This is a genomic window from Aeromicrobium erythreum (assembly GCF_001509405.1).
In the GTDB taxonomy this organism is placed as follows: Bacteria; Actinomycetota; Actinomycetes; order Propionibacteriales; family Nocardioidaceae; genus Aeromicrobium; species Aeromicrobium erythreum.
The window spans coordinates 2,350,954-2,374,423 of the sequence record NZ_CP011502.1 but is presented as its reverse complement, the minus strand read 5'-3'; the positions used below and the strand labels follow the sequence as shown (position 1 = coordinate 2,374,423).

The 23,470-nt window shown below is 71.0% G+C and carries 23 protein-coding genes, 1 tRNA gene, 1 other RNA gene and 1 pseudogene; 16 read left to right on the top strand and 10 right to left on the bottom strand.

All coding sequences use genetic code 11. The features are described from left to right. Positions 1–8 precede the first annotated feature (8 nt). Entirely contained in the window at positions 9–836 is an 828-nt protein-coding gene (locus Aeryth_RS11185; RefSeq protein ID WP_067858575.1) for an acyl carrier protein, read from the bottom strand. Between the two features lie 74 nt (positions 837–910). Between Aeryth_RS11185 and Aeryth_RS18325 the strand changes: the two are divergent. Beyond that, a pseudogene (locus Aeryth_RS18325) lies at positions 911–1,588 on the top strand (alpha/beta fold hydrolase); the annotation flags it as partial. A gap of 73 nt (positions 1,589–1,661) precedes the next feature. Next, positions 1,662–1,862, top strand: coding sequence for an alpha/beta fold hydrolase (locus Aeryth_RS18320; RefSeq protein WP_236749726.1), 201 nt, complete (start codon positions 1,662–1,664; stop codon positions 1,860–1,862). On the opposite strand, the gene Aeryth_RS11175 is transcribed toward Aeryth_RS18320, so the two are convergent. Together Aeryth_RS11175 and aceE are read right to left on the bottom strand one after the other, a co-directional pair. Beyond that, positions 1,802–2,884, bottom strand: a complete 1,083-nt coding sequence (locus Aeryth_RS11175; RefSeq protein WP_067858572.1) for a phosphatase PAP2 family protein — start codon at positions 2,882–2,884, stop codon at positions 1,802–1,804. The two genes, Aeryth_RS18320 and Aeryth_RS11175, sit on opposite strands and share 61 nt — an antisense overlap. 77 nt (positions 2,885–2,961) lie before the next feature. Then, positions 2,962–5,724: a pyruvate dehydrogenase (acetyl-transferring), homodimeric type gene (aceE, locus tag Aeryth_RS11170; RefSeq protein ID WP_067858569.1), complete on the bottom strand. Its 2,763-nt coding sequence runs from the start codon at positions 5,722–5,724 to the stop codon at positions 2,962–2,964. Between the two features lie 220 nt (positions 5,725–5,944). Between aceE and Aeryth_RS11165 the strand changes: the two genes are divergently transcribed. The 4 genes from Aeryth_RS11165 (at position 5,945) to Aeryth_RS11150 (ending at position 7,414) form a co-directional block, all read left to right on the top strand. After that, positions 5,945–6,331 (top strand): DUF3052 domain-containing protein, encoded by a 387-nt coding sequence (locus tag Aeryth_RS11165; protein ID WP_067858566.1) that lies wholly within the window; start codon positions 5,945–5,947, stop codon positions 6,329–6,331. Positions 6,332–6,395: 64 nt separating this feature from the next. Next, positions 6,396–6,851: a peroxiredoxin gene (locus tag Aeryth_RS11160; protein ID WP_067858563.1), complete on the top strand. Its 456-nt coding sequence runs from the start codon at positions 6,396–6,398 to the stop codon at positions 6,849–6,851. Next, on the top strand, positions 6,851–7,156 hold the full coding sequence (locus Aeryth_RS11155) for a thiamine-binding protein (RefSeq protein ID WP_067858560.1): 306 nt from the start codon (positions 6,851–6,853) through the stop codon (positions 7,154–7,156). Before Aeryth_RS11160 ends, Aeryth_RS11155 begins: the two co-directional genes overlap by 1 nt. Before the next feature lie 184 nt (positions 7,157–7,340). Next, positions 7,341–7,414 (top strand) — tRNA-Val (locus tag Aeryth_RS11150). A 27-nt stretch (positions 7,415–7,441) separates the two neighbouring features. On the opposite strand, the gene Aeryth_RS11145 is transcribed toward Aeryth_RS11150, so the two are convergent. Next, the gene (locus Aeryth_RS11145) at positions 7,442–7,792 is read right to left on the bottom strand and encodes a hypothetical protein (protein WP_067858557.1); all 351 of its coding nucleotides are present in this window, start codon (positions 7,790–7,792) and stop codon (positions 7,442–7,444) included. A gap of 71 nt (positions 7,793–7,863) precedes the next feature. On the opposite strand from Aeryth_RS11145, the gene Aeryth_RS11140 reads away from it, so the two are divergent. The 4 genes from Aeryth_RS11140 to Aeryth_RS11125 are packed head-to-tail and all read left to right on the top strand — an operon-like array spanning position 7,864 to position 13,080. Then, entirely contained in the window at positions 7,864–9,993 is a 2,130-nt protein-coding gene (locus Aeryth_RS11140) for a RecQ family ATP-dependent DNA helicase (RefSeq protein WP_067858554.1), read from the top strand. A gap of 29 nt (positions 9,994–10,022) precedes the next feature. Continuing rightward, the gene (locus tag Aeryth_RS11135; protein ID WP_067861662.1) at positions 10,023–11,168 is read left to right on the top strand and encodes a Nif3-like dinuclear metal center hexameric protein; all 1,146 of its coding nucleotides are present in this window, start codon (positions 10,023–10,025) and stop codon (positions 11,166–11,168) included. After that, positions 11,126–11,908 (top strand): zinc ribbon domain-containing protein, encoded by a 783-nt coding sequence (locus Aeryth_RS11130; RefSeq protein WP_470207147.1) that lies wholly within the window; start codon positions 11,126–11,128, stop codon positions 11,906–11,908. Before Aeryth_RS11135 ends, Aeryth_RS11130 begins: the two co-directional genes overlap by 43 nt. After that, positions 11,905–13,080 carry a bifunctional RNase H/acid phosphatase gene (locus Aeryth_RS11125; RefSeq protein ID WP_067858548.1) on the top strand — a complete coding sequence of 392 codons (1,176 nt, stop codon included), beginning with the start codon at positions 11,905–11,907 and terminating at the stop codon, positions 13,078–13,080. Before Aeryth_RS11130 ends, Aeryth_RS11125 begins: the two co-directional genes overlap by 4 nt. 48 nt (positions 13,081–13,128) lie before the next feature. Here Aeryth_RS11125 and Aeryth_RS11120 read toward each other — a convergent pair whose 3' ends face one another. From Aeryth_RS11120 to Aeryth_RS11110, 3 genes are all read right to left on the bottom strand, one after another. Continuing rightward, positions 13,129–13,890 (bottom strand): YaaA family protein, encoded by a 762-nt coding sequence (locus tag Aeryth_RS11120; RefSeq protein WP_067858546.1) that lies wholly within the window; start codon positions 13,888–13,890, stop codon positions 13,129–13,131. A 46-nt stretch (positions 13,891–13,936) separates the two neighbouring features. Next, complete coding sequence (locus tag Aeryth_RS11115) at positions 13,937–14,512, bottom strand: TMEM165/GDT1 family protein (RefSeq protein WP_067858543.1); 576 nt, start codon at positions 14,510–14,512, stop codon at positions 13,937–13,939. A gap of 204 nt (positions 14,513–14,716) precedes the next feature. Beyond that, the gene (locus Aeryth_RS11110) at positions 14,717–15,106 is read right to left on the bottom strand and encodes an ACT domain-containing protein (RefSeq protein WP_067858541.1); all 390 of its coding nucleotides are present in this window, start codon (positions 15,104–15,106) and stop codon (positions 14,717–14,719) included. 65 nt (positions 15,107–15,171) lie between these two features. On the opposite strand from Aeryth_RS11110, the gene rnpB reads away from it, so the two are divergent. Further along, an RNA gene (rnpB, locus tag Aeryth_RS11105) (RNase P RNA component class A) lies at positions 15,172–15,567 on the top strand. Between the two features lie 817 nt (positions 15,568–16,384). Then, positions 16,385–16,879 carry a hypothetical protein gene (locus Aeryth_RS11100; RefSeq protein ID WP_067858538.1) on the top strand — a complete coding sequence of 165 codons (495 nt, stop codon included), beginning with the start codon at positions 16,385–16,387 and terminating at the stop codon, positions 16,877–16,879. A 78-nt stretch (positions 16,880–16,957) separates the two neighbouring features. On the opposite strand, the gene map is transcribed toward Aeryth_RS11100, so the two are convergent. Beyond that, positions 16,958–17,806, bottom strand: a complete 849-nt coding sequence (gene map / locus Aeryth_RS11095; RefSeq protein WP_067858535.1) for a type I methionyl aminopeptidase — start codon at positions 17,804–17,806, stop codon at positions 16,958–16,960. Between the two features lie 76 nt (positions 17,807–17,882). Here map and Aeryth_RS11090 point away from each other — a divergent pair, with 76 nt between their 5' ends. Then, positions 17,883–18,080: a hypothetical protein gene (locus Aeryth_RS11090; RefSeq protein ID WP_067858532.1), complete on the top strand. Its 198-nt coding sequence runs from the start codon at positions 17,883–17,885 to the stop codon at positions 18,078–18,080. Then, positions 18,077–18,349 carry a hypothetical protein gene (locus Aeryth_RS11085; protein ID WP_067858529.1) on the top strand — a complete coding sequence of 91 codons (273 nt, stop codon included), beginning with the start codon at positions 18,077–18,079 and terminating at the stop codon, positions 18,347–18,349. Before Aeryth_RS11090 ends, Aeryth_RS11085 begins: the two co-directional genes overlap by 4 nt. Before the next feature lie 169 nt (positions 18,350–18,518). Here the strand turns inward: Aeryth_RS11085 and panB are convergent, their stop codons facing one another. Together panB and Aeryth_RS11075 are read right to left on the bottom strand one after the other, a co-directional pair. Further along, the gene (gene panB, locus Aeryth_RS11080; RefSeq protein WP_067858526.1) at positions 18,519–19,454 is read right to left on the bottom strand and encodes a 3-methyl-2-oxobutanoate hydroxymethyltransferase; all 936 of its coding nucleotides are present in this window, start codon (positions 19,452–19,454) and stop codon (positions 18,519–18,521) included. A 154-nt stretch (positions 19,455–19,608) separates the two neighbouring features. Beyond that, positions 19,609–21,369: an NAD+ synthase gene (locus Aeryth_RS11075; RefSeq protein ID WP_067858523.1), complete on the bottom strand. Its 1,761-nt coding sequence runs from the start codon at positions 21,367–21,369 to the stop codon at positions 19,609–19,611. A 41-nt stretch (positions 21,370–21,410) separates the two neighbouring features. Here Aeryth_RS11075 and Aeryth_RS11070 point away from each other — a divergent pair, with 41 nt between their 5' ends. Next, entirely contained in the window at positions 21,411–21,809 is a 399-nt protein-coding gene (locus Aeryth_RS11070; protein ID WP_067858520.1) for a YchJ family protein, read from the top strand. 53 nt (positions 21,810–21,862) lie between these two features. Further along, positions 21,863–23,200 carry a glutamine synthetase family protein gene (locus tag Aeryth_RS11065; RefSeq protein WP_067858518.1) on the top strand — a complete coding sequence of 446 codons (1,338 nt, stop codon included), beginning with the start codon at positions 21,863–21,865 and terminating at the stop codon, positions 23,198–23,200. The last annotated feature ends 270 nt before the right edge of the window (positions 23,201–23,470 follow it).

The window sequence follows — 23,470 nt, the reverse complement described above, 5'->3', positions numbered from 1 at the left end:
GCGCTCGCTCAGCCGATCGTGACCTTCGCGGACGGCGACGCGGTGTTGCTGTCCTCGTGGAACACGCGGAACTCCCGCTCGCCGGGACGTGACGTGTAGATCTGGGTCTGGAACCGGCCGCCCTCGCGGGTCTGCAGCGAGACGGGGAAGTCCTCCCAGTCGGCGCCCGGGTCGCGGGACTGCACCTGCAGCAGCTGGCCCTCGCCGAGGGAGGGGAACCGTCCGGAGATCGTGAACCGCTGGCCGGCGGCGATGCGGTCGCTCTCGACCGAGAACGTCGGCTTCTCCTCCGGCTCCTGCGTCGCGGACGGCGTCGGCGACGGGCTCGCCGACGGGCTGCTCGACGGCGTCGCAGGGGCGGTCGGGCCGGAGATCGGCGGCAGCTCGACACCGCCCAGACCCGTCGCGCGCACCACGGTGGCGCCGGCGAAGCCGAGGCCTCCGCCGATCACGAGACCGGCCACGACGAACCACATGGCGAGCCGCCAGAGCGCGTCGGCGCGGCCCGCGAGGCTGCGCTCGCCCGGTGCCCGCTCGCGACCCTCGGCGCCGAGGGTCACCGCCACGGCAGGACCACGGCGACCACGGCGGCCGGCAGGTCGGTGCTCGACGACGGCACGGACGGCGTCGTCGACGGTCACGAGCGTGTCGACCGTGGCGTCCTCGAGGTGGACGCCGAAGCGACGACCCAGCTCGTCGGCGACCTCGACGGCGGCGAGCGAGTCGACGCCGAGGTCCTCGAGGCGGGCGTCGTCGCGCACCTCGTCGGGGGTGCACTCGACGACGGTCACGAGGATGTCGGTCAGCTGTGCGCGGACCTCGGCTGGGGTGGGCACGGCGCCAGTCTAACGAGCCACTCGACGTGCTCGGTTCCGGCGCGGCCGAACCCGCCACCTCCTACGATGGGTCGATGACCAGCGGCGACGACCTGCAGTTCGTGGTGGTGCACGGCTACCGTCGCGCCTACCGACGCAAGGGCAAGGGGCCGGCCCTGCTCCTACTGCACGGCCTGGGTTGTGAGTCCAGCACCTGGGAGCCCGTCATGGACGCGCTCGCGGAGCACTACACGGTGATCGCGCCCGACCTGCTCGGCCACGGCGAGTCCGACAAGCCCGACGCCGACTACTCGCTCGGCGGCTACGCCAACGGCATGCGCGACCTGCTGACGATCCTCGGCATCAACAAGGTGACGGTCGTGGGCCACAGCTTCGGCGGTGGGGTGGCGATGCAGTTCGCCTACCAGTACCCCGATCGCACCGAGCGGATCGCGCTGGTGTCGTCGGGTGGCCTCGGCAAGGAGGTCACGCCGCTCATCCGCTTCCTGACCCTGCCCGGCAGTGGCACGGCGCTCGGCCTCGCGACCCTGCGCCCGTGGCGCCGGGCGGTTGCCGCCAGCATGCGCGGACTCTCGCGCACGGGCGTCCGTCAGCTGCGCGACCTCGGCGAGGTAGCCGCGATCTACGAGTCCTTCGCCGACCCGCGGGCCCGCCACGCGGTGCAACGCGTCACGAGCCACGTGCTCGACTGGCGCGGCCAGTTCGTCACGATGATCGACCGGACCTACCTGGCCCGGATCATCCCCGTGCTCGTCGTCTGGGGCGCCGACGATCTCGTCATCCCCGCCTCGCACGCCGACATCGCGCAGCCAGGCGTGGTCGCACGTGCACGTGCTGCCCGACGCGGGTCACTTCCCGCACCGCGACCACCCGGGGCAGTTCGCGCAGATCCTGCACGACTTCGTGGCCGCGACCGACCCGGCCACCTACCACCGGAGCACCTGGCGCGCGATGCTGCGCCAGGGTCAGCCCGTGATGGACCCGGAGCCGCCGCCGGGACCAGGCGCGGTGACCGTGGCCGGCTGAACCGGCTGCTCGTCGACCGGCGCCAGACCTCGTCGCTTGCGCCGCCCTCGGTTCCCCGACGCCCAGGCGCCCAGCGACACCGACGCCCAGCCGATGACGATGCCGGCGATGTCGTCGGCCAGGTAGTGCCAGCCGAAGTAGATGGTGGCCAGCACGGTGACCACGAAGAACGCCCAGGTGATCGCGCGGATCGCGAGCTTCTGGCCGGTGCGCTGCATGAACAGCGCCGCGGTGAACGTCACGGAGACGTGCAGCGAGGCGAAGCCCGCGACGCCGTGGATCTTCTCGCTCGCCCACGGGTCGGTGAGCACGTCGACCCTGTTGCGGAACAACGAGCGTTGCAGCTCGGTGACGTCAGTCGTGGCGAGGTCCCAGTACATCGACGGCTGCGCGAACGCCGGGCCGAGGGTCGGGAGCGCGTAGTAGCTGAGGACGCCGAGGATCCAGTTGAGGCACAGCGCCGTGGCGTACCAGGCGCCGATCGAGAAGTCGCGGTTGAGCACCAGGAAGGCGCCCAGCGTGATGGGGATGAGCGGCAGGTAGGCGATGTACGCGAACGACAGCACGTGCGCCATCACGTCGGTGCCGAGCAGGTTGTGCAGGACCGTGGCCGGGTTGTGGCCGAACATGAGCCAGTGGTCGAGCTCGAGGAGCTGGCGGTCGAACAGCACGCCCTCGCGGTACGTCGGCAGGTAGCTCTTGAGGTTGCGGTAGCTGACGTAGCTCGCGTAGAAGGTGATCAGTCCGGTCGCGATGTAGCCGACCCGCTTGAGCGACCACTCCTCCCGCACCACCTCGCGCGCGCCCTCGCCGATCTGCTTCCAGCCGCGACGACGCACGGCGGCGGGCACGATGCCGGCGGCGAAGAACAGCAGCGCCAGCAGCGGGAGGCGCACGTACGCCGGTCCGAGGAACCCCTCGGGGTCCTTCATGGGCAGATCGAGGTAGAGGGAGGAGAACACCGCGGCGCCCGTGACCGCCACGGACAGCGCGACGGCAAAGGTGTACGGCCAACGACGCATGGGCAACATCCTAGGGTGCATCGGCTAGGAGTTCCCTGAGACGCCGACCGTCGCGGTCGGCGCCCCAGGGCGGTTCGTCAGGCGTCGCCGCCCTCCTGGGCGACACCGCGGGTGGCGGTCGGGTCGTCGATGCGCAGCGACGTGAAGGCGTCGCGCACGACCGACTGCTCGACGAGCTCCTGCTGCGCGAGGCTCTGCAGCACCGAGACGACGATCGACTCCGCGTCGATCTGGAACACGCGACGTGCGGCGGCGCGCGTGTCGGCGAAGCCGAAGCCGTCGGCGCCCAGCGACTGCCACGGTCCGGGGACCCAGCGGGCGATCTGGTCGGGGACGGCCCGCATGTAGTCGCTCACCGCGAGCGTGACGTTCGCGTGGTCCATGAGCTGCGTCGTGATCCACGGGACCCGCTGGTACTCGCCCGGGTTGTTGAGGTTCCACTTCTCGGCGGCGACCGCGTCGCGCGCGAGCTCGTTCCACGACGTGACGGACCAGACGTCGGCCTTCACGTCGTACTGCTCGGCGAGCATCTCCTGCGCCTTCAGCGCCCACGGCAGCGCGACGCCCGAGGCCATGATCCGGGCCGTGTGCCGGCCGCGCTCGCCGCGGCGGTACAGGTAGGCGCCCTTGAGCAGCGCGTCGACGTCGAGGTCCTCCGGCTCGGCCGGCTGGTTGATCGGCTCGTTGTAGACCGTCAGGTAGTAGAGGACGTCCTCGCCGTGCGGACGGTCGTCGGACGTGCCGTACATGCGACGCATGCCGTCCTTGACGATGTGCGCGATCTCGTAGCCGTACGCGGGGTCGTAGTGCACGACCGCCGGGTTGGTCTGCGCGATGAGGGGGGAGTGGCCGTCGGCGTGCTGGAGGCCCTCACCGGTCAGCGTGGTGCGACCCGCGGTGGCACCGATGAGGAACCCGCGCGCGAGCTGGTCGGCCATCGCCCAGATCGAGTCGGCGGTCCGCTGGAAGCCGAACATCGAGTAGAAGAGGTAGACGGGGATCATCGGCTCGCCGTGCGTGGAGTAGGCGCTGCCGGCCGCGATCGCCGACGCCATCGCGCCGGCCTCGCTGATGCCCTCGTGCAGCAGCTGGCCCTTCTCGGACTCCTTGTAGGCCAGGAGCAGCTTGCGGTCGACCGACTCGTACGTCTGGCCGGCCGGGTTGTAGATCTTCGCCGACGGGAACATCGAGTCCATGCCGAACGTGCGGTACTCATCGGGCGCGATGGGGACGATGCGGCGGCCGATCTCGGGGTCCTTCATGAGGTCGCGCAGGAGGCGCACGAAGGCCATCGTCGTCGCGATCTGCTGCTTGCCCGAGCCCTTGGAGAGCGCCGAGTAGGTGTCGGGCTCCGGGAGCTTGACCGACGCGGGATCGACCCGACGCGACGGGAGTCCGCCGCCCAGCGCGTCGCGGCGGGCGCGCATGTACTGGATCTCCTCGCTGTCCTCGCCCGGGTGGTAGAACGGCGCGAGGTCGTCGCCCTCGATCTGCGCATCGCTGACCGGGATGTTGAGCCGGTCGCGGAAGCCCTTGAGGTCGTCCTTCGTCAGCTTCTTCATCTGGTGCGTGGCGTTGCGGCCCTGGAAGGACTCGAGCAGCCAGCCCTTGATGGTGTGCGCCAGGATCACGGTCGGCTGGCCAGTGTGCTTCTGGGCGGCGTCGAACGCGGCGTAGACCTTGCGGTAGTCGTGGCCGCCGCGCGGCAGGCGCTCGATGTCCTCGTCGCTCAGGTGCTCGACCATGGCGCGCAGGCGCGGGTCGGGGCCGAAGAAGTTCTCGCGGTTGTACGCGCCGGACTCCACCGACAGCGTCTGGAACTCACCGTCGGGCGTGCGGTTCATCTGGTTGACGAGCACGCCGTCGACGTCGCGGGCGAGGAGGTCGTCCCACTCTCGGCCCCACACGACCTTGATCACGTTCCAGCCGGCGCCGCGGAAGTACGACTCCAGCTCCTGGATGATCTTGCCGTTGCCGCGCACCGGGCCGTCGAGCTGCTGCAGGTTGCAGTTGATGACGAACGTGAGGTTGTCGAGCTCCTCGCGCGCGGCGAGGCCGATGGCGCCGAGCGACTCCGGCTCGCCCATCTCGCCGTCGCCGAGGAACGTCCACACGTGCTGCTGGCTGGTGTCCTTGATGCCGCGGTCGTGCAGGTAGCGGTTGAACCGCGCCTGGTAGATGGAGTTGATGCCGCCGAGACCCATGGAGACCGTCGGGAACTCCCAGTAGTCGGGCATGAGACGCGGGTGCGGGTAGGACGACAGTCCCTGGCCCGGGCCGTGGGAGTGCTCCTGGCGGAAGCGGTCGAGCTGCTGCTCGCTCAGGCGGCCCTCGAGGTAGGAGCGGGCGTAGATGCCGGGCGCTGCGTGGCCCTGGAAGTAGATGTGGTCGCCGCCGCCGGGGTGGTCCTTGCCGCGGAAGAAGTGGTTGAAGCCGACCTCGTAGAGGCTGGCCGCCGACTGGTAGCTGGCGATGTGGCCGCCCACGCCGAGGCCGGGCCGGTTCGCGCGCGAGACCATGACGGCCGCGTTCCAGCGGATGTAGGAGCGGATGCGTCGCTCGATCGCCTCGTTGCCGGGGAACCACGGCTCGTGCTCGGGCGGGATCGTGTTGATGAAGTCGGTGCTGCGCAGCGCCGGCACGCCGACGTTCTGCTCGCGGGCCCGCTCGAGGAGCTTGAGCATGACGTAGCGGGCGCGGGAGCGGCCTCGCTCGTCGACCATCTGGTCCAGTGAGGCGAGCCACTCGGACGTCTCGTCGGGATCGATGTCGGGCAGCTGCGTCGGCAGCCCCTCGTGGATGACAGCGGGGCGCTCGGTGGGGGACTGGCCGGTGGGCATGTGCGACTCCTGGGACGTCTTGTGGACCTCTCCATCTTTCCACGCCGGATTCGCTAGGGTGACACCGGCGGACGTTGTGAACATCTACCGATCAGTAGGAAAATCCCCTACTTTGCAGTAGGTTCTCGACCACCGCCGCACCCGACCCGGTCCCGGGCGGCACCGCCCCTCCAGGCGTGCCAGAGTGGGACCACACCACCGGACGAACTGAGGAGAACCGTTGGACGCCGCGAGGCTGGGCTTCAGCCCCGACACCGTCATCCAGGAGCTGGGCTGGGACGAGGACGTCGACAACGAGCTCCGCTCCGCGATCGAGGAGATCGTGGGCCACGCACTCGTCGACGGTGAGTCCGACGAGGTGGTCGACGGCGTCATCCTCTGGTGGCGCGACGACGACGGCGACCTCGTCGACGCGTTGTTCGACGCGCTCTCCGACCTCGCCGAGGGTGGGTCGATCTGGGTCCTCACGCCCAAGGTCGGCCGACCGGGCTACGTGACCGGCGCCGACATCGCCGAGGCGGCTCCCGTCGCGGGCCTGTCGACGACCACGACCTCCTCGGCGTCGGCCGAGTGGGCCGCCACCAAGCTCTCCACCCACAAGCGCTGAGCTCCGCCGTTCCCCGCGGCCGATGCAGCGGCGCCCGGGGCTCGTCGCGTCCTAGGCTGGGGCCATGACGATCGACGTAGGCCAGGCGGCCCCCGACTTCACGCTCAAGAGCCAGCATGGCGAGGACGTCACCCTGTCTTCCTTCCGCGGACGTCCCGTGGCGCTCGTGTTCTTCCCGTTCGCCTTCAGCGGCATCTGCACCGGTGAGCTCTGCGAGATCCGCGACAACATCGGCGCCTTCGCCGACAGCGACGTCGAGGTGCTCGCGATCTCCTGCGACCACTTCTTCTCCAACCGCGCCTTCGCCGACGCGGAGGGCCTCACGTTCCCCGTGCTGAGCGACTTCTGGCCGCACGGCGAGGTCAGCCGCGCCTACGGCATCTTCAACGAGGGTGCGGGCGCGCCCGAGCGCGGCACCTACCTCGTCGACGCCGAGGGCGTCCTGCGCTGGAAGGTGGAGCACCCCATCGGTCAGGCGCGCGACTTCGACGCCTACCGCGCCGCGCTCGCCGAGCTCTGATGCTCGCCGCGTTCAGCGTCAGCCCGGTCAGCGCCGACGAGTCGGGGTCGGTGGCGGCCGCAGTCGCCGAGGCCGTGCGGGTCGTCCGTGCGTCGGGCCTGCCGTGCGAGACAACGTCGATGTTCACCACGGTCGAGGGGGAGTGGGACGAGGTGATGGCGGTGGTGAAGGCTGCCGTCGACGCCGTCGCGGCGGTCTCGTCGCGGGTCTCGCTCGTGCTGAAGGCGGACATCCGTCCGGGGTTCACGGGCCAGCTGACGGCCAAGGTCGAGCGGCTGGAGGCGCACCTGCGCGACGACGGCTGAATTCGCCCGAGTTTCCCGCCCAAACGGCTGCGCGCGACACCCGTGCTGCGCCATGATGGGGGTGCTGCGGCCGCCCGGGACCCGAGACCCCGGCGGCCGCAGCCTCTGTCTGTCGGGGACCAGGTCGTCGCGCTCGCGTGCGGTAGGGTTCCCAGGCGTCCGACGCACTCGTCGGATGCACCCGGGGCGAATAGCTCAGCTGGTCAGAGCACTCGGCTTACACCCGAGCGGTCGGGGGTTCGAGTCCCTCTTCGCCCACCCGAGGCCGACGTCCGCCGGGTCGTCTCAGCGCTGCGGGCAGGACGAGCGGACGAGGCGCTCGATCTGCGCCAGACCGTCCGCGACGCCGTCGCCCTCGGCCTGGGCAACGACGGCCACGCCGTAGCGGTCGTGCAGGAGACGGTATGCCCGCTCGACGTCACCGTCGACCAGCGCGACGATCCCGGCGGGCGTGCTGCGAGCGAGGCGCACGACGACGTCGTCGGTGCGCAGACCACCGACCTTCTCCACGACGTCCTTCGCCGCGTCCGTCGTCTGGTCCTGGGCGCACCGCAGGTCGGGAGCGGTCGCGGTGGTGGGCGCACCCGAGCAGCCGAGGAGCAGGACGAGGATGCCGACGGCGAGGGCGCGACGCATGCGACCACTGTCGTCCACAGGGCGCGACGCGGCAAGGAGCCGGTGTCGGCAGCGCCTGACACGATGACCGGGTGACCACCTCCACCGCCACCGCCACCGACGCGCTCGACGCCCTGCGTCGCCTCACCGGCCGACCCGACGCCCAGTTCCACGACGGGCAGCTCGAGGCGATCACGGCCCTGGTCGACGACCACCGGCGCGCGCTCGTCGTCCAGCGCACCGGCTGGGGAAAGTCGGCGGTCTACTTCGTCGCGACCTCGCTGCTGCGCGCGCGGGGCACCGGCCCCACACTCCTGGTGTCCCCGCTCATCGCCCTCATGCGCGACCAGGTGGCCGCCGCCGCGCGCGCCGGGGTGCGGGCCGTCTCGATCAGCTCGGCCAACGCGCACGAGTGGGACGACGTGCGGGCCCGGCTCGACGCCGACGACGTCGACGTGCTGCTGGTGTCGCCCGAGCGCCTCACCAACCCGCGGTTCCGCGACGAGCAGCTGCCCGAGCTGCGCCGCCGCATCGGCCTGCTCGTCGTCGACGAGGCGCACTGCATCTCCGACTGGGGCCACGACTTCCGGCCCGACTACCGACGCCTGGCCGACCTCATCGACTCGATGCCCGACGGGGTGCCGGTGCTGGCCACCACCGCCACCGCCAACCAGCGGGTCGTCACCGACGTCGAGGAGCAGCTGGGTGCCTCCGGGCCCGGCGTTCCGGGCGACGCGGACGTCCTCACGCTGCGTGGCTCGCTGGCGCGCACGAGCCTGCGTCTGGGCTCTCTGCGGCTGCCCAGCTCCAAGGAGCGGCTCGGCTGGCTGGTCTCGCACCTCGCCGAGCTGCCGGGCAGCGGCATCGTCTACACCCTCACGGTCTCGGCGGCCGAGGACCTCGCGCGGCTGCTCACCGAGGCGGGGCACGAGGTGGCGGCCTACACGGGACGCACCGACCCCGACGAGCGCGTGCGGCTCGAGCAGGCGCTGAAGGACGACCAGCTGAAGGCCCTCGTCGCCACCAGCGCGCTCGGCATGGGCTTCGACAAGCCCAACCTGGGCTTCGTCGTGCACCTCGGGGCGCCGTCCTCGCCCGTCGCGTACTACCAGCAGGTCGGCCGCGCGGGCCGCGCCACGGAGTCCGCCGACGTCCTGCTGCTGCCCGGGCCGGAGGACGCCGACATCTGGCGCTACTTCGCGACGGCGTCGATGCCGACGCAGGCCAAGGTCGATGCGGTGCTCGGGGCCCTGGGCAGCACGCCGATGTCGGTCGCTGCGCTGGAGGCGCAGGTCGACATCCGTCGCACGCCGCTCGAGCTGCTGCTCAAGGTGCTCGACGTCGACGGTGCCGTGCGCCGCGTACAGGGCGGCTGGGTCAGCACGGGCGAGCCGTGGGTCTACGACGCGGAGCGGTACGAGCGCATCGCGCAGGCGCGCGAGGCCGAGCAGGAGGCGATGCTCGAGTACCAGGCCGGTCGCACCTGCCGGATGGAGCTGCTGCAGCGCCAGCTCGACGACCCGACCGCCGCGCCCTGCGGCCGCTGCGACGTGTGCGCAGGCCCCTGGTACCCGACGAGCACCGACGGCGAGGCCGTCGCGCGGGCCACGCAGTCCCTCGACCGCGTGGGCGTGCCCGTCGACCCGCGGGCGCAGTGGCCGTCCGGCGTCGGCCGGCTCGGGGTCGACGTGTCGGGGCGCATCCCGCCCGCGGAGCGGCCCGAGACCGGTCGGGTGGTCGCACGACTCACCGACCTCGGTTGGGGCGGCACGTTGCGCGAGCTGTTCGCCACGGGCGCGCCCGACGTCGCCGTGCCGGAGCCCCTGCTGGGTGCCTGTGCGCGTGCGCTGCGCGACTGGCCCTGGGCGGAGCGGCCGGTGGCGGTCGTCGCGATGCCCTCGGTCGCGCGACCCACGCTGGTCGCCTCGGTGGCCGAGGGGCTCGCGCGACTGGGCCGACTCCCGCTGCTGCCGCCCCTGCAGCTGGCGCCGGGCGCACCCCCCGCCACGCAGGGAGGCAACAGCGCGTTCCGGCTCGCGGCTGTGTGGGGGCGGTTCGTCGTGCCCGACGACCTGCGGCAGGCGCTGGACGGGCTCTCCGGTCCGGTCCTGCTCGTCGACGACCTCGTCGACAGCCGCTGGACGATGGCCGTGGCGTCGCGCGAGCTGCGCCTCGCCGGGGCCGACGCGGTGCTGCCGTTCGCGCTCGGCTCGGTCGAGTAGGGCCGCGGTCGGGTCGTAGGGTGGCCGCCATGCCGACCTTGCGTGACGTCGTCCGCGTGCTCGACGAGCTCTACGACCCGCGGTGGGCCGACGACTGGGACGCCGTGGGCACCGTCGTCGGCGACCCTGACGCCGAGGTGTCACGCATCCTCCTCGCCGTCGACCCCGTCCAGGCGGTCGCCGACGAGGCCGTCGCCCGCGGGGCCGACCTCCTCCTCACGCACCACCCCCTGTACCTCAAGGGCGTCACGTCGGTCGCTGCCACGACGCCGAAGGGCCGGGTCGTGCACACCCTCGCCTCGCACGGGGTGGCCCTGCACACCTGTCACACCAACGCCGACTCGCCGCCGCTCGGCGTCTCGGAGTCGATGGCCCTGGCCCTCGGGCTCACCGACGTCCGCCCGCTCGACGTCGACAGCGATCCAGGGCTCGACGCGTGGGTCGTGCACGTGCCGCGCGCCGACGCCGACGCGGTGGCCACCGCCATGCACGAGGCGGGCGCCGGAAGCATCGGCAACTACGACTCGGCCGTCTTCCGCTCCGACGGCACGGGCTCGTTCCGGCCGCTCGCCGGCGCCCGCCCGGCGATCGGCGAGGTCGGGGCGCTCGAGCACGTCGAGGAGACCCGCCTCGAGCTCGTGGCGCCCGCCGCGGTGCGTGAGTCCGTCCGCTCCGCCCTGCTGGGAGCCCACCCCTACGAGGAGGTGTCCTACCTCCTCCTGCCCACGGCAGCGCGACCGAGCGAGCGGGGCAGCGGACGCATCGGCGTGCTCGCGCAGCCCACGACGCTGGGGGAGTTCGTCGAGCACGTCCACCGCACCCTCCCCGCGCACGGCAGTGCCACCCGGGTGGCCGGCGACCTCGACCGGACGGTGCGCACGGTCGCGCTGTGCGGCGGATCGGGCGACTTCCTGCTCCCGACGGCCGACGCGGCCGGCGCCGACGTCTACGTCACGTCCGACCTCAAGCACCACCCGGTGAGCGAGCACCTCGAGCGCCCGGGCGCCTGCGCCGTCGTCGACGTGCCGCACTGGGCGGCGGAGTGGACGTGGCTGCCGGTGGCGGCGTCCGCACTGCAGGACCGGCTGGGCGATACGGTTGACGTCCACGTGTCCACGCTCGTGACCGATCCCTGGTCGCACGCGCTGGCTCCCGCACCCAGGAGGACCCCCTGAAAGCCGAACCGTCCGCCCAGCAGACCCTGCTGGAGCTGCAGACCCAGGACTCCGCGCTCGCCCGTCTGCAGCACCGACGCGGCACCCTGCCCGAGATCGCGCGCATCGAGGAGCTGACGCAGGAGGTCGCGCAGCTGCGTGGGCGCCAGATCGAGGTCGAGACGAAGGTCAGCGACCTCGCCCGGGTGCAGGCGAAGGCCGAGGCGGAGGTCGAGCAGGTCAAGGCGCGACGCACGCGCGACGAGGAGCGTCTCTCCTCCGGGGCGATCACCAACCCCAAGGACCTCGAGAACCTGCAGCACGAGCTGGGTGCGCTCGAGCGCCGCATCGGGACGCTCGAGGACGAGGAGCTCACCGTCATGGAGGACCTCGAGATCGCCGAGGCGGAGCTGCGTGCCGTCACGGCCGACCACGACGCCCTGGTCGCGGAGCTCGAGCACGTCACCGCGGCGCGCGACGCCGCCGTCGCCGCCATCGACGACGAGATCGTCTCGGTGCAGCACGAGCGCGAGTCGACCGCGCCGGCCGTCCCGAAGGATCTCCTGGCGCTCTACGACAAGGTGCGGGGCCAGTACGGCGGGCTCGGCGCCGCCGCGCTGCGGGCGCGTCGCTGCGAGGGGTGCCGCCTGGAGCTCAACGGCGCCGACCTCCGCGAGCTGGCAGCCCGCCCGGAGGACGACGTCCTGCGCTGCCCCGAGTGCAGCCGCATCCTCGTCCGGACGGCCGAGTCGGGGCTGTGAGCACCACCCGCGTCGTCGTCGAGGCCGACGGCGGGTCACGGGGCAACCCGGGACCCGCCTCCTACGGAGCCCTCGTGCGCGACGCGGACACCGGCGAGGTGATCGCCACGCGGGGCGAGACGATCGGCACCGCCACCAACAACGTCGCCGAGTACCGCGGCCTCATCGCCGGTCTCGAGCTCGCGGCCGAGCACGCACCGGGTGCCGACGTCGAGGTCCGCATGGACTCCAAGCTGGTCGTCGAGCAGATGGCGGGCCGGTGGAAGGTCAAGCACCTCTCGATGCAGCCGCTCGCGGCGCAGGCCCGAGAGCTCGCAGGAGCGGTCACGGACTGGACGTGGGTGCCGCGGGAGCGCAACGCCGCCGCCGACGCGCTCGCGAACGAGGCGCTCGACGCGCAGGCGCGCACGGGCAAGCCCGCCGTCGTCGGCACCGGCGTCCGGCAGGAGACCAGCGCCCCACGACCCGCCGACGACGTGACGGCCCCGGTCGACGCACCGGCAGCCGGCGGTGCCAAGGACACCAACCCGCTGCTCGGCTGGCGCGGCGACGTGCACGGACGCCCGACCACGCTGGTGCTCCTGCGGCACGGGGTCACGGCCAACACCCAGCGCAAGCTCTTCTGCGGGCGCGGCGGCTCCGACCCCGGTCTCGTCGCCGAGGGGGAGTCCCAGGCCGCCCGCGCGGCGGCGTGGATCGCGCGCCACCACGACGTCGACGCCATCGTCGCGTCCCCGCTGCGGCGGACGCAGGAGACGGCCGGCTTCGTCGCCCGCGAGACCGGGCTGGAGGTCGCGGTCGACGACGGCGTCGAGGAGGCAGCCTTCGGCGACTGGGACGGCCACGGGTTCGGCGACATCATGGAGCGTTGGCCCGAGGAGATGTCGGCCTGGCTCGCCTCCACGTCGGTCGCCCCGCCCGGTGGCGAGTCCTTCGACGAGGTCCAGGAGCGGGTGCGTGAGGCGCGCGACCGGATCCTCGCCGACCACGCGGGGGAGACCGTCGTCGTGGTCAGCCACGTCACCCCCATCAAGCTCATGACGCGCCTGGCGCTCGACGGCCCGATGTCGATCATCCACCGGATGGAGCTGGCCCCCGCCAGCATCACCACGATCGCGTGGTGGCCCGACGGCACGCCGTCGCTGCGCGGGTTCTCGATCGTCCCCGAGTAGCCCTGCGGTCCGGACGGGTCGGGCCCAGACAGGTAGAGCCCCGACGGGTCAGTGCGCGCCGGTGGTGACGACGTCGAGGCGCGTGCCGTCCTGCTCGACCGTCCAGCCGAGGTCGCGCCAGGCGACGACGAGCTCGTCGACCGTCGTCGGCTGAGCCCCCTCGACGAGCAGGGCGCGGACCAGCCGTCCCTTGGTCGCCTTGTTGAAGTGGCTGACGACCGTGCGGCGGCCGTCCTGCTCGTGCAGCACGCGCACGGTCGCGGTGCGCGGCGCCAGGTCGGCGGACGGCTTGCCCAGGTTGACGTACGCCCCTGATCGCAGGTCCACGAGGAGGCCGCCGTCGGCGGCCTCGTCGAGCACGTCGGGCAGCACGGGCCGCCAGCGCCCCGCGACCGGCCCGAGGCGCGGCAGCGTGACCGTGCCCGACAGCCGGTACGCCGGGATCGCGTCGCCGACGCGGACGAGCCCGAAGAGCGCGCTCGCGACGGCGACGGACGCGTCCGCACGCGCCGTCGCGTCGGCGTCGAGAGAGGCGAGGTCGAGCTCGCCGAACAGCACCCCGGTGTAGACCGACCCGGCGGGCGCGCAGGGCACCTCGAACAGGCGGGCGTCGGTCTCGATCGCGTCGGCCTGCGTCCGGCCGAGGCCGAGCACCTCGGCCGCGCGGCGCGTGCCGGCCAGTCGCACGAGCGCACGGGACACCTGGTCGCGCACGCGGTGCAACTGCGGGAACGACAGTGCGTCGAGGTCGAGCGTGGGACCGTCGGCCGGTGCGGTCTTGCCCTCGGAGGGCGGGAGCAGGATCAGCACCGGGCGAGCCTATCGAGGTCGCGTCGGAGCACAGCGCGCCGGCCGGTCAGCGCAGGCCCTCGACGATCAGCAGCACGCCGAAGATCGCGAACGCCGCCGCAGCACCGATCTTGATGACCTTCTCGGGCAGGTGCTTGCCGAGGACCGCACCCACGACGATCGCCAGGGCGTCGGCGGCGACCATGCCGACGGTGCTGCCGATCCAGGTGCCGAGCCAGTCCTCGCGGACGGCGAGCGTGATGGTCGCCAGCATCGTCTTGTCACCCAGCTCGGCCAGGAAGAACGCCAGGCCGACGGCCAGGAGCGCCGAGCCGGTGGCCTTCTTCGCCTTGTCGGCCTCGTCGTCGGTCAGCTCGTCGCCGCGCAGCGTCCAGGCGGCGAAGCCGAGGAAGGCGATGCCGGCCGCGATCGCGATCGGTCCCTGGTACTGCTCGAAGCTGGAGCCGATCGCGTAGCCGATGCCGACCGACGCGAGGTGGACGATCGCGGTCGCCAGGGTGATGCCGAGCAGCACGTCGCGTGCGCGGTACCGGGTGGCGAACGTCATCGCCATCAGCTGGCTCTTGTCGCCGAGCTCGGCGACGAAGATGACGGCGGTGCTGAGCCACAGGGCCTCGAACATGGGATTCTCCTCGTCCGGACCAGGACGAGGAGCCACGATCGACGAGCCTCGACCCGGACCGTCGTGTGTGTACGACATTCGGGTCGAAAGTCTCGTCCGCCGGACCGTTCTCACGGTCCTGGCCCGCTGCACCGGAGGCGGGGCCCGAGGGCCCGGCATCAGTATGTCGACGCAGCGATTGGGGACTACTCCCTTTCGCGACCCTCACCCTAGGGCATCGAGGATGCGCAGCGCATCGTGACGTCGGTCCCACGGGACGACGAGGTGGTCGTGGTGGAAGCCAGCCACGACGTTGCAGGCGATCTGCTCGGCGGCGAGGGCGGTGGAGATGGAGCTGGTGAGCCCGACGGCGTCGAGTGCCGACACCACGGCGAGCGTGATCCACGCGCCCACGAACTCGTACACGAGCCCGTCCTCCTCGGCCTCCACCTGCTCGACCACGACCGTGAGGCCTTCCCGCTCGCGCACGGTGGCGAGCGCCGTCGAGGTGTCGAAGCCGGGCGCGACGATCGCATACACGACCGGCTCCGGGTGCAGGCGCGGGCGCAGCTCGCCGATCGCCGACGTCGTCCGGGCTTCGTCCTCGAGCTCCACGCGTCCAGCGTAGACGTGTCCGGGGTCCCGGGCCGGGTCGGCTGCGGCCTAGACTGGACGACGAACGAGGCGGCCGGGCGGCCGCGGCGGGCTCCGGTCCGTCGAGGAAAGTCCGGACTCCACAGAGCACGGTGGTGGCCAACAGCCACCCACGGCGACGTGCGGGACAGTGCCACAGAGAACAGACCGCCAGCGGCCCCGCGGCCTTCGGGCCACGGGGTGCGGGCAAGGGTGAAACGGTGAGGTAAGAGCTCACCAGCGACGTCGGCGACGGCGTCGGCTCGGTAAACCCCACCGGGAGCAAGACCAAGAGGGCGCTCCGGCGCCTGCGCTGACGGGCTGCTCGTCCGACGTCAGCGGGTAGGTCGCTCGAGGCACGCAGCAATGCGTGACCCAGATGGATGGTCGCCCCCCAGCCCTCGGGCCGGGGACAGAATCCGGCTTACAGGCCGCCTCGTTCGCCCTTTGTCTTGAACGGTAGAAACTCGCGAGGAGGGCGTGCCGGGCTGCGTGCTTTTGAGGACATCGCACCGTCCTCGCTTGTCGTCGGGGAAGTTGACGTTCACCGAGGCTAGGTCCGCTGTTGCGGTTCGAAGTCGGCTGTTCTGACGGGACCGGCGCACTGCTCGAGTTCCCACTTGGGAGAAGGCGGATGGCTGCGACCGGACAGGTGAACGTTTCGGGTGGCTTGCTTTCCTTGCCGGTAAAGCCATCCTTCACGCATCCGATGCGGATATGACTCTAGAGTGATGACGCATGAGAGAGCATCTCGTCCGCACTAATGGACACCGAGATCACGTTCCCTTCGAATTGGCCATGAAGGACGCCAGCATTCCCGTCGCCCCTGCCGATCCTGAGTGGATTGATGAATTGGAGGTGCCACCTGCGCAACGACCCGCGAACTGTGAGCATTGGGCTGTACATGCCGACGATGTCGGCACGATCGGGGATGCTGTCCGGCGTCGACAGTCGAGTCGGAAGAAGTGGCCCATAGATCCCGATTTCAAGCATCTCGGAAGTCGCGAGTTGAGGTCATATCCGGCGATACCCGGCGAGGAGGACTTCCGCTCCTGACCGGGCGTGCATGGCCTTCAGATGAATGGCCTTCAGATCTGGTTGCGATGGACCTTTGTCGCTTGTCCGCGCGACGTCGGGCTGCAACGATACGCACCGTGAAGCAGTGGAATTCGCAAGGACGGGGACTATCGTAGACATGGCCAGGTTCAATCGGTGTCGGAGGGATCAAAATTCAGTCCCTCAAGAGTTGAGGAGGTATCCGTGATCGACCCGACAATTACAGAGGCTCTAGTGCGACTCGCGGAGGTGGCTGCGCGGAACACGGCAGGTGCCGTGCAGACCAGGGTTCAAACTGCTCGTGCGGCAAAGCAGAACGAGAACACGATCAACGAGCTCGCTGAAATCATCAACCAGTTGGTCGACGACCGCATGGAACTGATGAGCATTGCCAACGTGTTGCGTGAGCAGCTCGTGGCACAGACGATTACGACTGAAGAGATCTCCTACATTACAGAGAAGCTGATCCCTACGGCCGAGACCCTGATGAGTATGTCAGGCGAAAACGACAAAGCGGCCCTGGAGGCGCTGAAGATGCTTGTTTCCGTCGAGACGCTCACGGTCTTGCAGCTCGTAGGCTTCAATTTCAAGGCTGCGGTAGGCGAACCGTTGACGGAAGTCGTGTCTGAGTTTGTGAGTTCGCTCGCGCCGAAGTCCAGGGGAGCGGGGAGACAGAGTCAGGGCCAGAAGCGCCGGTAGTCTTACACGGAACTTGGAGATATCGCTGCGCTGGCCGCCTACTCGCTTTCCACGATGTTTCTGATGCCACGGAAACAGTCAGGGGAGGGTGAGGATCTCCGCGCCGTCGGGGGTGACGAGCAGCGTGTGCTCGAACTGGGCGGTGCGCGAGCCGTCGCGGGTGACGGCCGTCCAGCCGTCGTCCCACTGGTCCCACTCGATCGTGCCGAGGGTGAGCATGGGCTCGATGGTGAACGTCATGCCCACCTCGATGACGGTGTCCGCGGCGGGATCGTCGTAGTGCGGCACGATCAGGCCGTCGTGGAACGCGGGGCCCACCCCGTGACCCGTGAAGTCGCGCACGACGCCGTAGCCGAACCGCTTGGCGTAGGCCTCGATGACGGCACCGATCACGTTGATGCGTCGGCCCGGCTTCACGGCGCGGATCGCCCGGTGGGTGGCCTCGCGGGTGCGCTCGACGAGCAGCCGCGACTCCTCGTCGACATCGCCCACGAGATAGGTCTTGTTGGTGTCGCCGTGCACGCCGTCGACGTAGGCGGTGATGTCGATGTTGACGATGTCGCCGTCCTCCAGCGGACGGTCGTCGGGGATGCCGTGGCAGATCACCTCGTTGACGCTGCTGCACAGCGACTTCGGGTAGCCGCGGTAGCCGAGCGTCGACGGGTAGGCGCCGTGGTCGAGGAGGAAGGTGTGACCGACCCGGTCGAGCTCGTCGGTCGTGACGCCCGGGGCGATCGCTGCCTCGACGGCGTCGAGGGCCTGGGCAGCGATCCGGCCCGCGACCCGCATCCGCTCGATGGTGTCGGCGTCGCGCACCAGCGGGCCACGGTAGGGCAGCGGCGCCGCCTGGCCGACGTACTCGGGACGATCGATCGTCGACGGGACGTGACGCAGCGGGGAGACGTGGCCGGGGCGTAGGAGAGGCACCCAGGCATGCTACGAGGGCGGCCGGAGCGGACCCGGGTGAGGGGCGGCGGCGCGCGCGGTGCGGCAGGATGGCGTCATGAGTGCCGAAGCCCCTGCCTTCTACTTCTGCCTGAAGCACCACACCGTCGAGGGTGAGGACGGCTGCAAGGCCTCCGACCGCCTCGGCCCGTACCCGACGCACGCTGCCGCCGAGCACGCCCTGGAGACGGTCCAGGAGCGCAACGAGTCGTGGGACAACGACCCGGACTGGAACGACGACGCACCTCGCCCGTGAGGCGCACGCGACGCGAGCGGGAGCGGTCGGGCCCGTGGATCGGGGTCGGCGGCCTCGTCGTCATGCTGTGGCTCGTCGTCTCGACCGTCCTCTACGCACCGTGGTGGGGCATCGTCCTGCACCTGCTCGTGCTGGCGTCCTTCGTCCCGCTGCTGCGCCGCCGCATCGCCACCCGCCCCGCCGACGCACCCTGGGTGCCGGTGTACGCTCTCGCGGCCTGGGTCGCCCTCAACGCAGTGGGCGTGCTCGCCTGGGGCTGGCAGGTCTGATCGTTTGCGTGGGGCCCCACGCAAACGTGCAGATCGGGCGCGTGTTTCCGTGGGGGAGAGCCCGTTCACGTGGGGCCCCACGTAAACGCGCAGGTCGGGCGCATGTTTGCGTGGGGGAGAGCCTGTTTACGTGGGGCCCCACGTGAACGGGCCCTGCCGGCGGGCCTTGTCAGGCGTCGAAGGAGTGCTCCGGGGCCGGGAAGGTGCCGGACGCGACGTCGGCTGCGAACTCCTGCGCGGCGCCGAGGATGATGCCGTGCAGGTCGGCGTAGCGCTTGACGAAGCGCGGCGCCTTGCCCGTGCGCAGGCCGAGCATGTCCTGCCAGACCAGGACCTGGGCGTCGCAGCTCGGCCCGGCACCGATGCCGATGGTCGGGATGTGCAGCCGCTCGGTGATCTCGGCGGCGATGGGCGCGGGCACCATCTCCATGACGACCGAGGAGGCGCCGGCCTCCTGCACCGCGAGGGCGTCCTCCATGAGCCGTGACGCCGCGTCTCCGCGACCCTGCACCCGGTAGCCGCCGAGGGCGTGCTCGGACTGCGGCGTGAAGCCGATGTGGGCCATCACGGGCACCGCGCCCTTCGTCAGCAGCTCGATCTGCGGCGCCATCTCGGCACCGCCCTCGAGCTTGACCACGTGCGCCTCGCCCTCCTTCATGAACCGCACGGCCGTGTCGTACGCCTGCTCGGGGGAGCGCTGGTAGGAGCCGAACGGCAGGTCGGCCACCACGAGCGCGCGACGGGCGGTGCGGGTGACGGCCTTGACCAGCGGCAGCAGCTCGTCGACCGTCACCGGGAGGGACGACGCGTAGCCGAAGACGTTGTTCGCGGCGGAGTCGCCGATGAACAGCACGGGCACACCGGCCTCGTCGAACGTCGCGGCCGTGTACTGGTCGTACGTGGTGAGCATGACCCACTTGTGGCCCTGCTCCTTCCACTGCTGCAGGTGGTGGGTGCGCACACGACGGATCGCGGGGTCGGTCGTCGGGCCGGTGGCCGCGGTGCCGACGGACGTCGCCGACGCCGACGGGCCGCCGCCATAGGGGGCGGGCTCCTCCGCCGAGGTGCTCGTGCCGGTCGCGGGGGCAGGGGTGGGTTCGGACATGGTGGTTCCCTCTCTTCTCGCAGCCCCTCGGTGGGGGTCCACGGACGAGGACCATCCTGCCGCATCGACGACGTTTGTCACGTCGCTGTGCCCCAGGTCATGCCCCGGGTGTGCCGGGTGTGCGCACGGTGTGCGCTGGGGTTCGCGCCGCAGGTCAGTCGAGCGACTCGCGCCACCCGTTCGTCATCGGCACGCGCCGGTCGCGGCCGAAGTTGCGTCGGCTGACCTTCGGGCCCGGCGGGTACTGGCGGCGCTTGTACTCGGCCTTGTCGACCAGCGTCACGACCCGCTCCACGAGCGCAGGGTCGAAGCCCTCGGCCACCACGGCCGCGGCGCCCAGGTCGCGCTCGACGTAGGCGTCGAGCACGGCGTCGAGCAGGTCGTAGGACGGCAGGGAGTCGGAGTCGAGCTGGCCGGGACGCAGCTCGGCCGACGGCTCCTTGTCGATCGCGTTCTCGGGGATCGGCGGCTGCTCGCCCTGCTCCTCGGCCCAGCGGTTGCGCCAGCGCGACACCTCCCAGACGAGGGTCTTCGGCAGGTCCTTGATGGGTGCGTACGCGCCGACCGCGTCGCCGTAGATCGTCGAGTAGCCGGTGGCCAGCTCGGACTTGTTGCCGCAGGCGAGCACCAGGTGCCCGTGCTGGTTCGACAGGCCCATCCAGATCACGGCGCGGATGCGGGCCTGCAGGTTCTCCTCGGCGATCCCGTCGAGGTGCAGCGCGTCCTGGTAGGCCTCGAAGATGGGGGCGATCGGGACGGTGTCGAGCTGCAGCCCCGTGCGTCGCGCGAGCTCGGCGGCGTCGCTGCGGCTGTGGTCGGTCGACCACGCACTCGGGTTCGACACCCCGAAGACGTTCTCGGCACCCAGCGCGTCGACCGCGATCGCGCCGACGAGCGTCGAGTCGATGCCGCCCGAGAGCCCCAGCAGGACCGAGCGACCGCCGTTCTTGTGCACGTAGTCGCGCAGGCCGAGCACGATCGCCCAGTAGCGCTCGCCGAGGTCGTCCCACCGCTCGGCGACACGCGGCTCCAGCGGCTCGTACGGCTCCAGCGGCTCGGACGAGACGACCGTGCGCTCGACCCGGAGTCCGGCGAAGCGGGCGTCGGGGTCGGGCATCGGAGCCGTCGCGGCGGGCAGGTCGAGGTCGACGACGAGCAGCTCGGGCTCGAACTGCGCGGCGCGGGCGACGAGCTCGCCGGCGGCGTCGACGACGAGGGAGTCGCCGTCGAAGACCAGCTCGTCCTGGCCGCCGACGAGGTTCACGTAGGCGAGGGCGCAGCTGCCCTCGCGCGCGCGTCGGGCGCAGAGCTCGAGCCGGGTGTCGTCCTTCGCGGCCTCGTACGGGGAGCCGTTGAGCACGACCAGCAGCCCGGCCTCGGCGGCGTCGGCTGCCGCGGAGGGACCGTCCTGCCAGATGTCCTCGCAGATGGCGATGGCGACGTCGACGCCGTGCACCTGCACGACCTGCGTCTCGTCGCCAGGCACGAAGTGTCGGAACTCGTCGAACACGCCGTAGTTCGGCAGGTGGTGCTTGTCGTAGCGGGTGACGACGCGCCCGCCCGTGATCACCGACGCGGAGTTGGTGGGTGCGTTCTTCGGCACCCCGAGCCGCTCGGTGTCGATGTGGTCCTTCGCGGTGTCGAGGTGCCCGACGACGACGACGAGGTCGCCCAGCCCCTCGTCGGCCAGGCGGGTGGCGAGCGCCGGGACGTGCGCGCGGGTGCCGTCGATGAAGCTCAGGCGGTAGGCGAGGTCCTCCACCGGGTAGCCGTTGAGCACCATCTCCGGCAGCACCAGCAGGTGGGCACCCGCCTGCGCCGCCTCGTGCGCGGCCGCGACGACGAGCTCGACGTTGCCGTCGAGGTCGCCGAGACGCGGGTTGACCTGAGCAAGGGCGAGTCGGAGCTGAGGCACGTGGTCAGCCTAGGGCGTCGAGCGTGCCGCATCATGTCGTCATGGCCAGGACCTGGCCGTGCGGCACCGGTGCACCCTTCGACGACTGCTGCCGGCCCTACCTCGACGGCGAGGCAGCGCCGACGGCGGAGCGACTCATGCGGTCGCGGTACACCGCGTACGTCCGCGGCGACGGCGGGCACCTGCTGCGCACCTGGCACCCGACCACCCGTCCGAGGCGCGTCGACCACGACCCGGGCCTCGAGTGGCTCGGGCTGGAGGTGCTGCGCACCGAGGCCGGCGACGTCGGCGACGCGTTCGGCGTGGTGGAGTTCCGGGCCGCCTACCTCGCCGACGAGCCGGGCGTCCTGCACGAGGTGAGTCGTTTCGCGCGGACCGACGAGGGGTGGCAGTACGTCCGCGGAAGGATGGTCGACGACGGCGTGCCGACGATCCCCTGAGCCGCCTCGACCACGAAACATCGCCGTAACACGACCCGTGCGAGACTCTGGCCATGGGTAAGCAGGAAGACTTCGTCCTCCGGGCGCTCGAGGAGCGTGACGTCCGGTTCGTGCGGCTCTGGTTCACCGACGTGCTTGGCTCGCTGAAGTCGGTCGCCATCGCCCCGGCCGAGCTGGAGGGGGCCTTCAGCGAGGGCATCGGCTTCGACGGGTCGGCGATCCAGGGGTTCGCCCGCGTGCACGAGGCCGACATGCTGCTCAAGCCCGATCCGTCGACCTTCCAGATCCTGCCGTGGCGGGGCGAGGCGCCCGCGACGGCGCGCATGTTCTGCGACATCGCGATGCCCGACGGGTCGCCGTCGTTCGCCGACCCGCGGCACGTGCTCAAGCGGACGCTGACGAAGGCCTCGGAGGCCGGCTTCACCTTCTACACCCACCCGGAGATCGAGTTCTACGTCTTCCGGGGCAAGCCCGACGTCGGCGGACGGCCGGTCCCGGTCGACGACTCCGGCTACTTCGACCACACGGCGCAGGGTGGCGGCCAGGACTTCCGTCGCGAGGTCATCACGATGCTCGAGAACATGGGCATCAGCGTCGAGTTCAGCCACCACGAGGGCGGACCGGGGCAGCAGGAGATCGACCTGCGCTACGCCGACGCGCTCTCCACCGCCGACAACGTGATGACGTTCCGCACCGTCGTCCGCGAGGTCGCGCTCAGCCAGGGCAAGTGGGCCTCCTTCATGCCCAAGCCGTTCACCGAGCACCCCGGCTCCGCGATGCACACGCACCTGTCGCTGTTCGAGGGCGACGAGAACGCCTTCTACGAGGCGGGTGCCGAGTACCAGCTGAGCGCCACCGGCCGCTCCTTCATCGCGGGCGTCCTCGAGCACACGGCGGAGATCACCGCCGTCACGAACCAGTGGGTCAACTCCTACAAGCGGCTCGCGAGCGGCTACGAGGCCCCCAACTACCTGAGCTGGGGCCACAACAACCGCTCCGCGCTCGTGCGGGTGCCGATGTACAAGCCGCACAAGAGTGGCTCGGCGCGCGTCGAGCACCGCGGGATCGACGCCGGCTGCAACCCCTACCTCACCTACGCACTCGTCCTCGCCGCCGGACTGAAGGGCATCGAGAACGGCTCGACCCTGCCGCCCGAGACCGAGGACAACGTCTGGTCGCTCACCGACCGCGAGCGCAAGACGATGGGCCTGACCCCCATGCCGCGCAACCTCGACGAGGCGATCCGCGAGATGGAGAGCAGCGAGCTCGTCGCCGAGACCCTCGGCGAGCACGTCTTCGACTTCTTCCTGCGCAACAAGCGCCAGGAGTGGGACGCCTACCGCTCCCAGGTGACCCAGTTCGAGATCGACCGCCTCCTGCCCGTCCTCTGACGGGCGGGGTGGTCGGCTGCTCGTCGGCCGTGACCTTGCTGGTGCGCTGCCTTCGGGGGTCTTGACTCGGGCGGTGCGCTGCCGCAGGGGATCTGGGCTCGGTGGTGCGCTGTCTCGGCTTCCGCTGGGTGTGGTCTCCGAAAGGGCCTCGACCGGGCGGCTGGCGACCGCGCTGGATTGGGCACTCGGGCTGTGGCCCGCGCGGGACCCAAGAATCTGCGTACGTGCGTTGGAGGGCCAAGGGTTCTGCGTTTGCTACGGGATCCCGTC

Excerpts from the sequence above, each read along its gene's own strand:
- Aeryth_RS11155 (WP_067858560.1), top strand. The coding sequence starts at position 6,851 with ATGCTCGCCGCGTTCAGCGTCAGCCCGGTCAGCGCCGACGAGTCGGGG.
- panB (WP_067858526.1), bottom strand. The coding sequence starts at position 19,454 with ATGTCCGAACCCACCCCTGCCCCCGCGACCGGCACGAGCACCTCGGCG.
- Aeryth_RS11090 (WP_067858532.1), top strand. The coding sequence starts at position 17,883 with ATGAGTGCCGAAGCCCCTGCCTTCTACTTCTGCCTGAAGCACCACACC.
- Aeryth_RS11145 (WP_067858557.1), bottom strand. The coding sequence starts at position 7,792 with ATGCGTCGCGCCCTCGCCGTCGGCATCCTCGTCCTGCTCCTCGGCTGC.
- aceE (WP_067858569.1), bottom strand. The coding sequence starts at position 5,724 with ATGCCCACCGGCCAGTCCCCCACCGAGCGCCCCGCTGTCATCCACGAG.
- Aeryth_RS11175 (WP_067858572.1), bottom strand. The coding sequence starts at position 2,884 with ATGCGTCGTTGGCCGTACACCTTTGCCGTCGCGCTGTCCGTGGCGGTC.
- Aeryth_RS11160 (WP_067858563.1), top strand. The coding sequence starts at position 6,396 with ATGACGATCGACGTAGGCCAGGCGGCCCCCGACTTCACGCTCAAGAGC.
- Aeryth_RS11135 (WP_067861662.1), top strand. The coding sequence starts at position 10,023 with ATGCCGACCTTGCGTGACGTCGTCCGCGTGCTCGACGAGCTCTACGAC.
- Aeryth_RS11115 (WP_067858543.1), bottom strand. The coding sequence starts at position 14,512 with ATGTTCGAGGCCCTGTGGCTCAGCACCGCCGTCATCTTCGTCGCCGAG.
- Aeryth_RS11070 (WP_067858520.1), top strand. The coding sequence starts at position 21,411 with ATGGCCAGGACCTGGCCGTGCGGCACCGGTGCACCCTTCGACGACTGC.
- Aeryth_RS11065 (WP_067858518.1), top strand. The coding sequence starts at position 21,863 with ATGGGTAAGCAGGAAGACTTCGTCCTCCGGGCGCTCGAGGAGCGTGAC.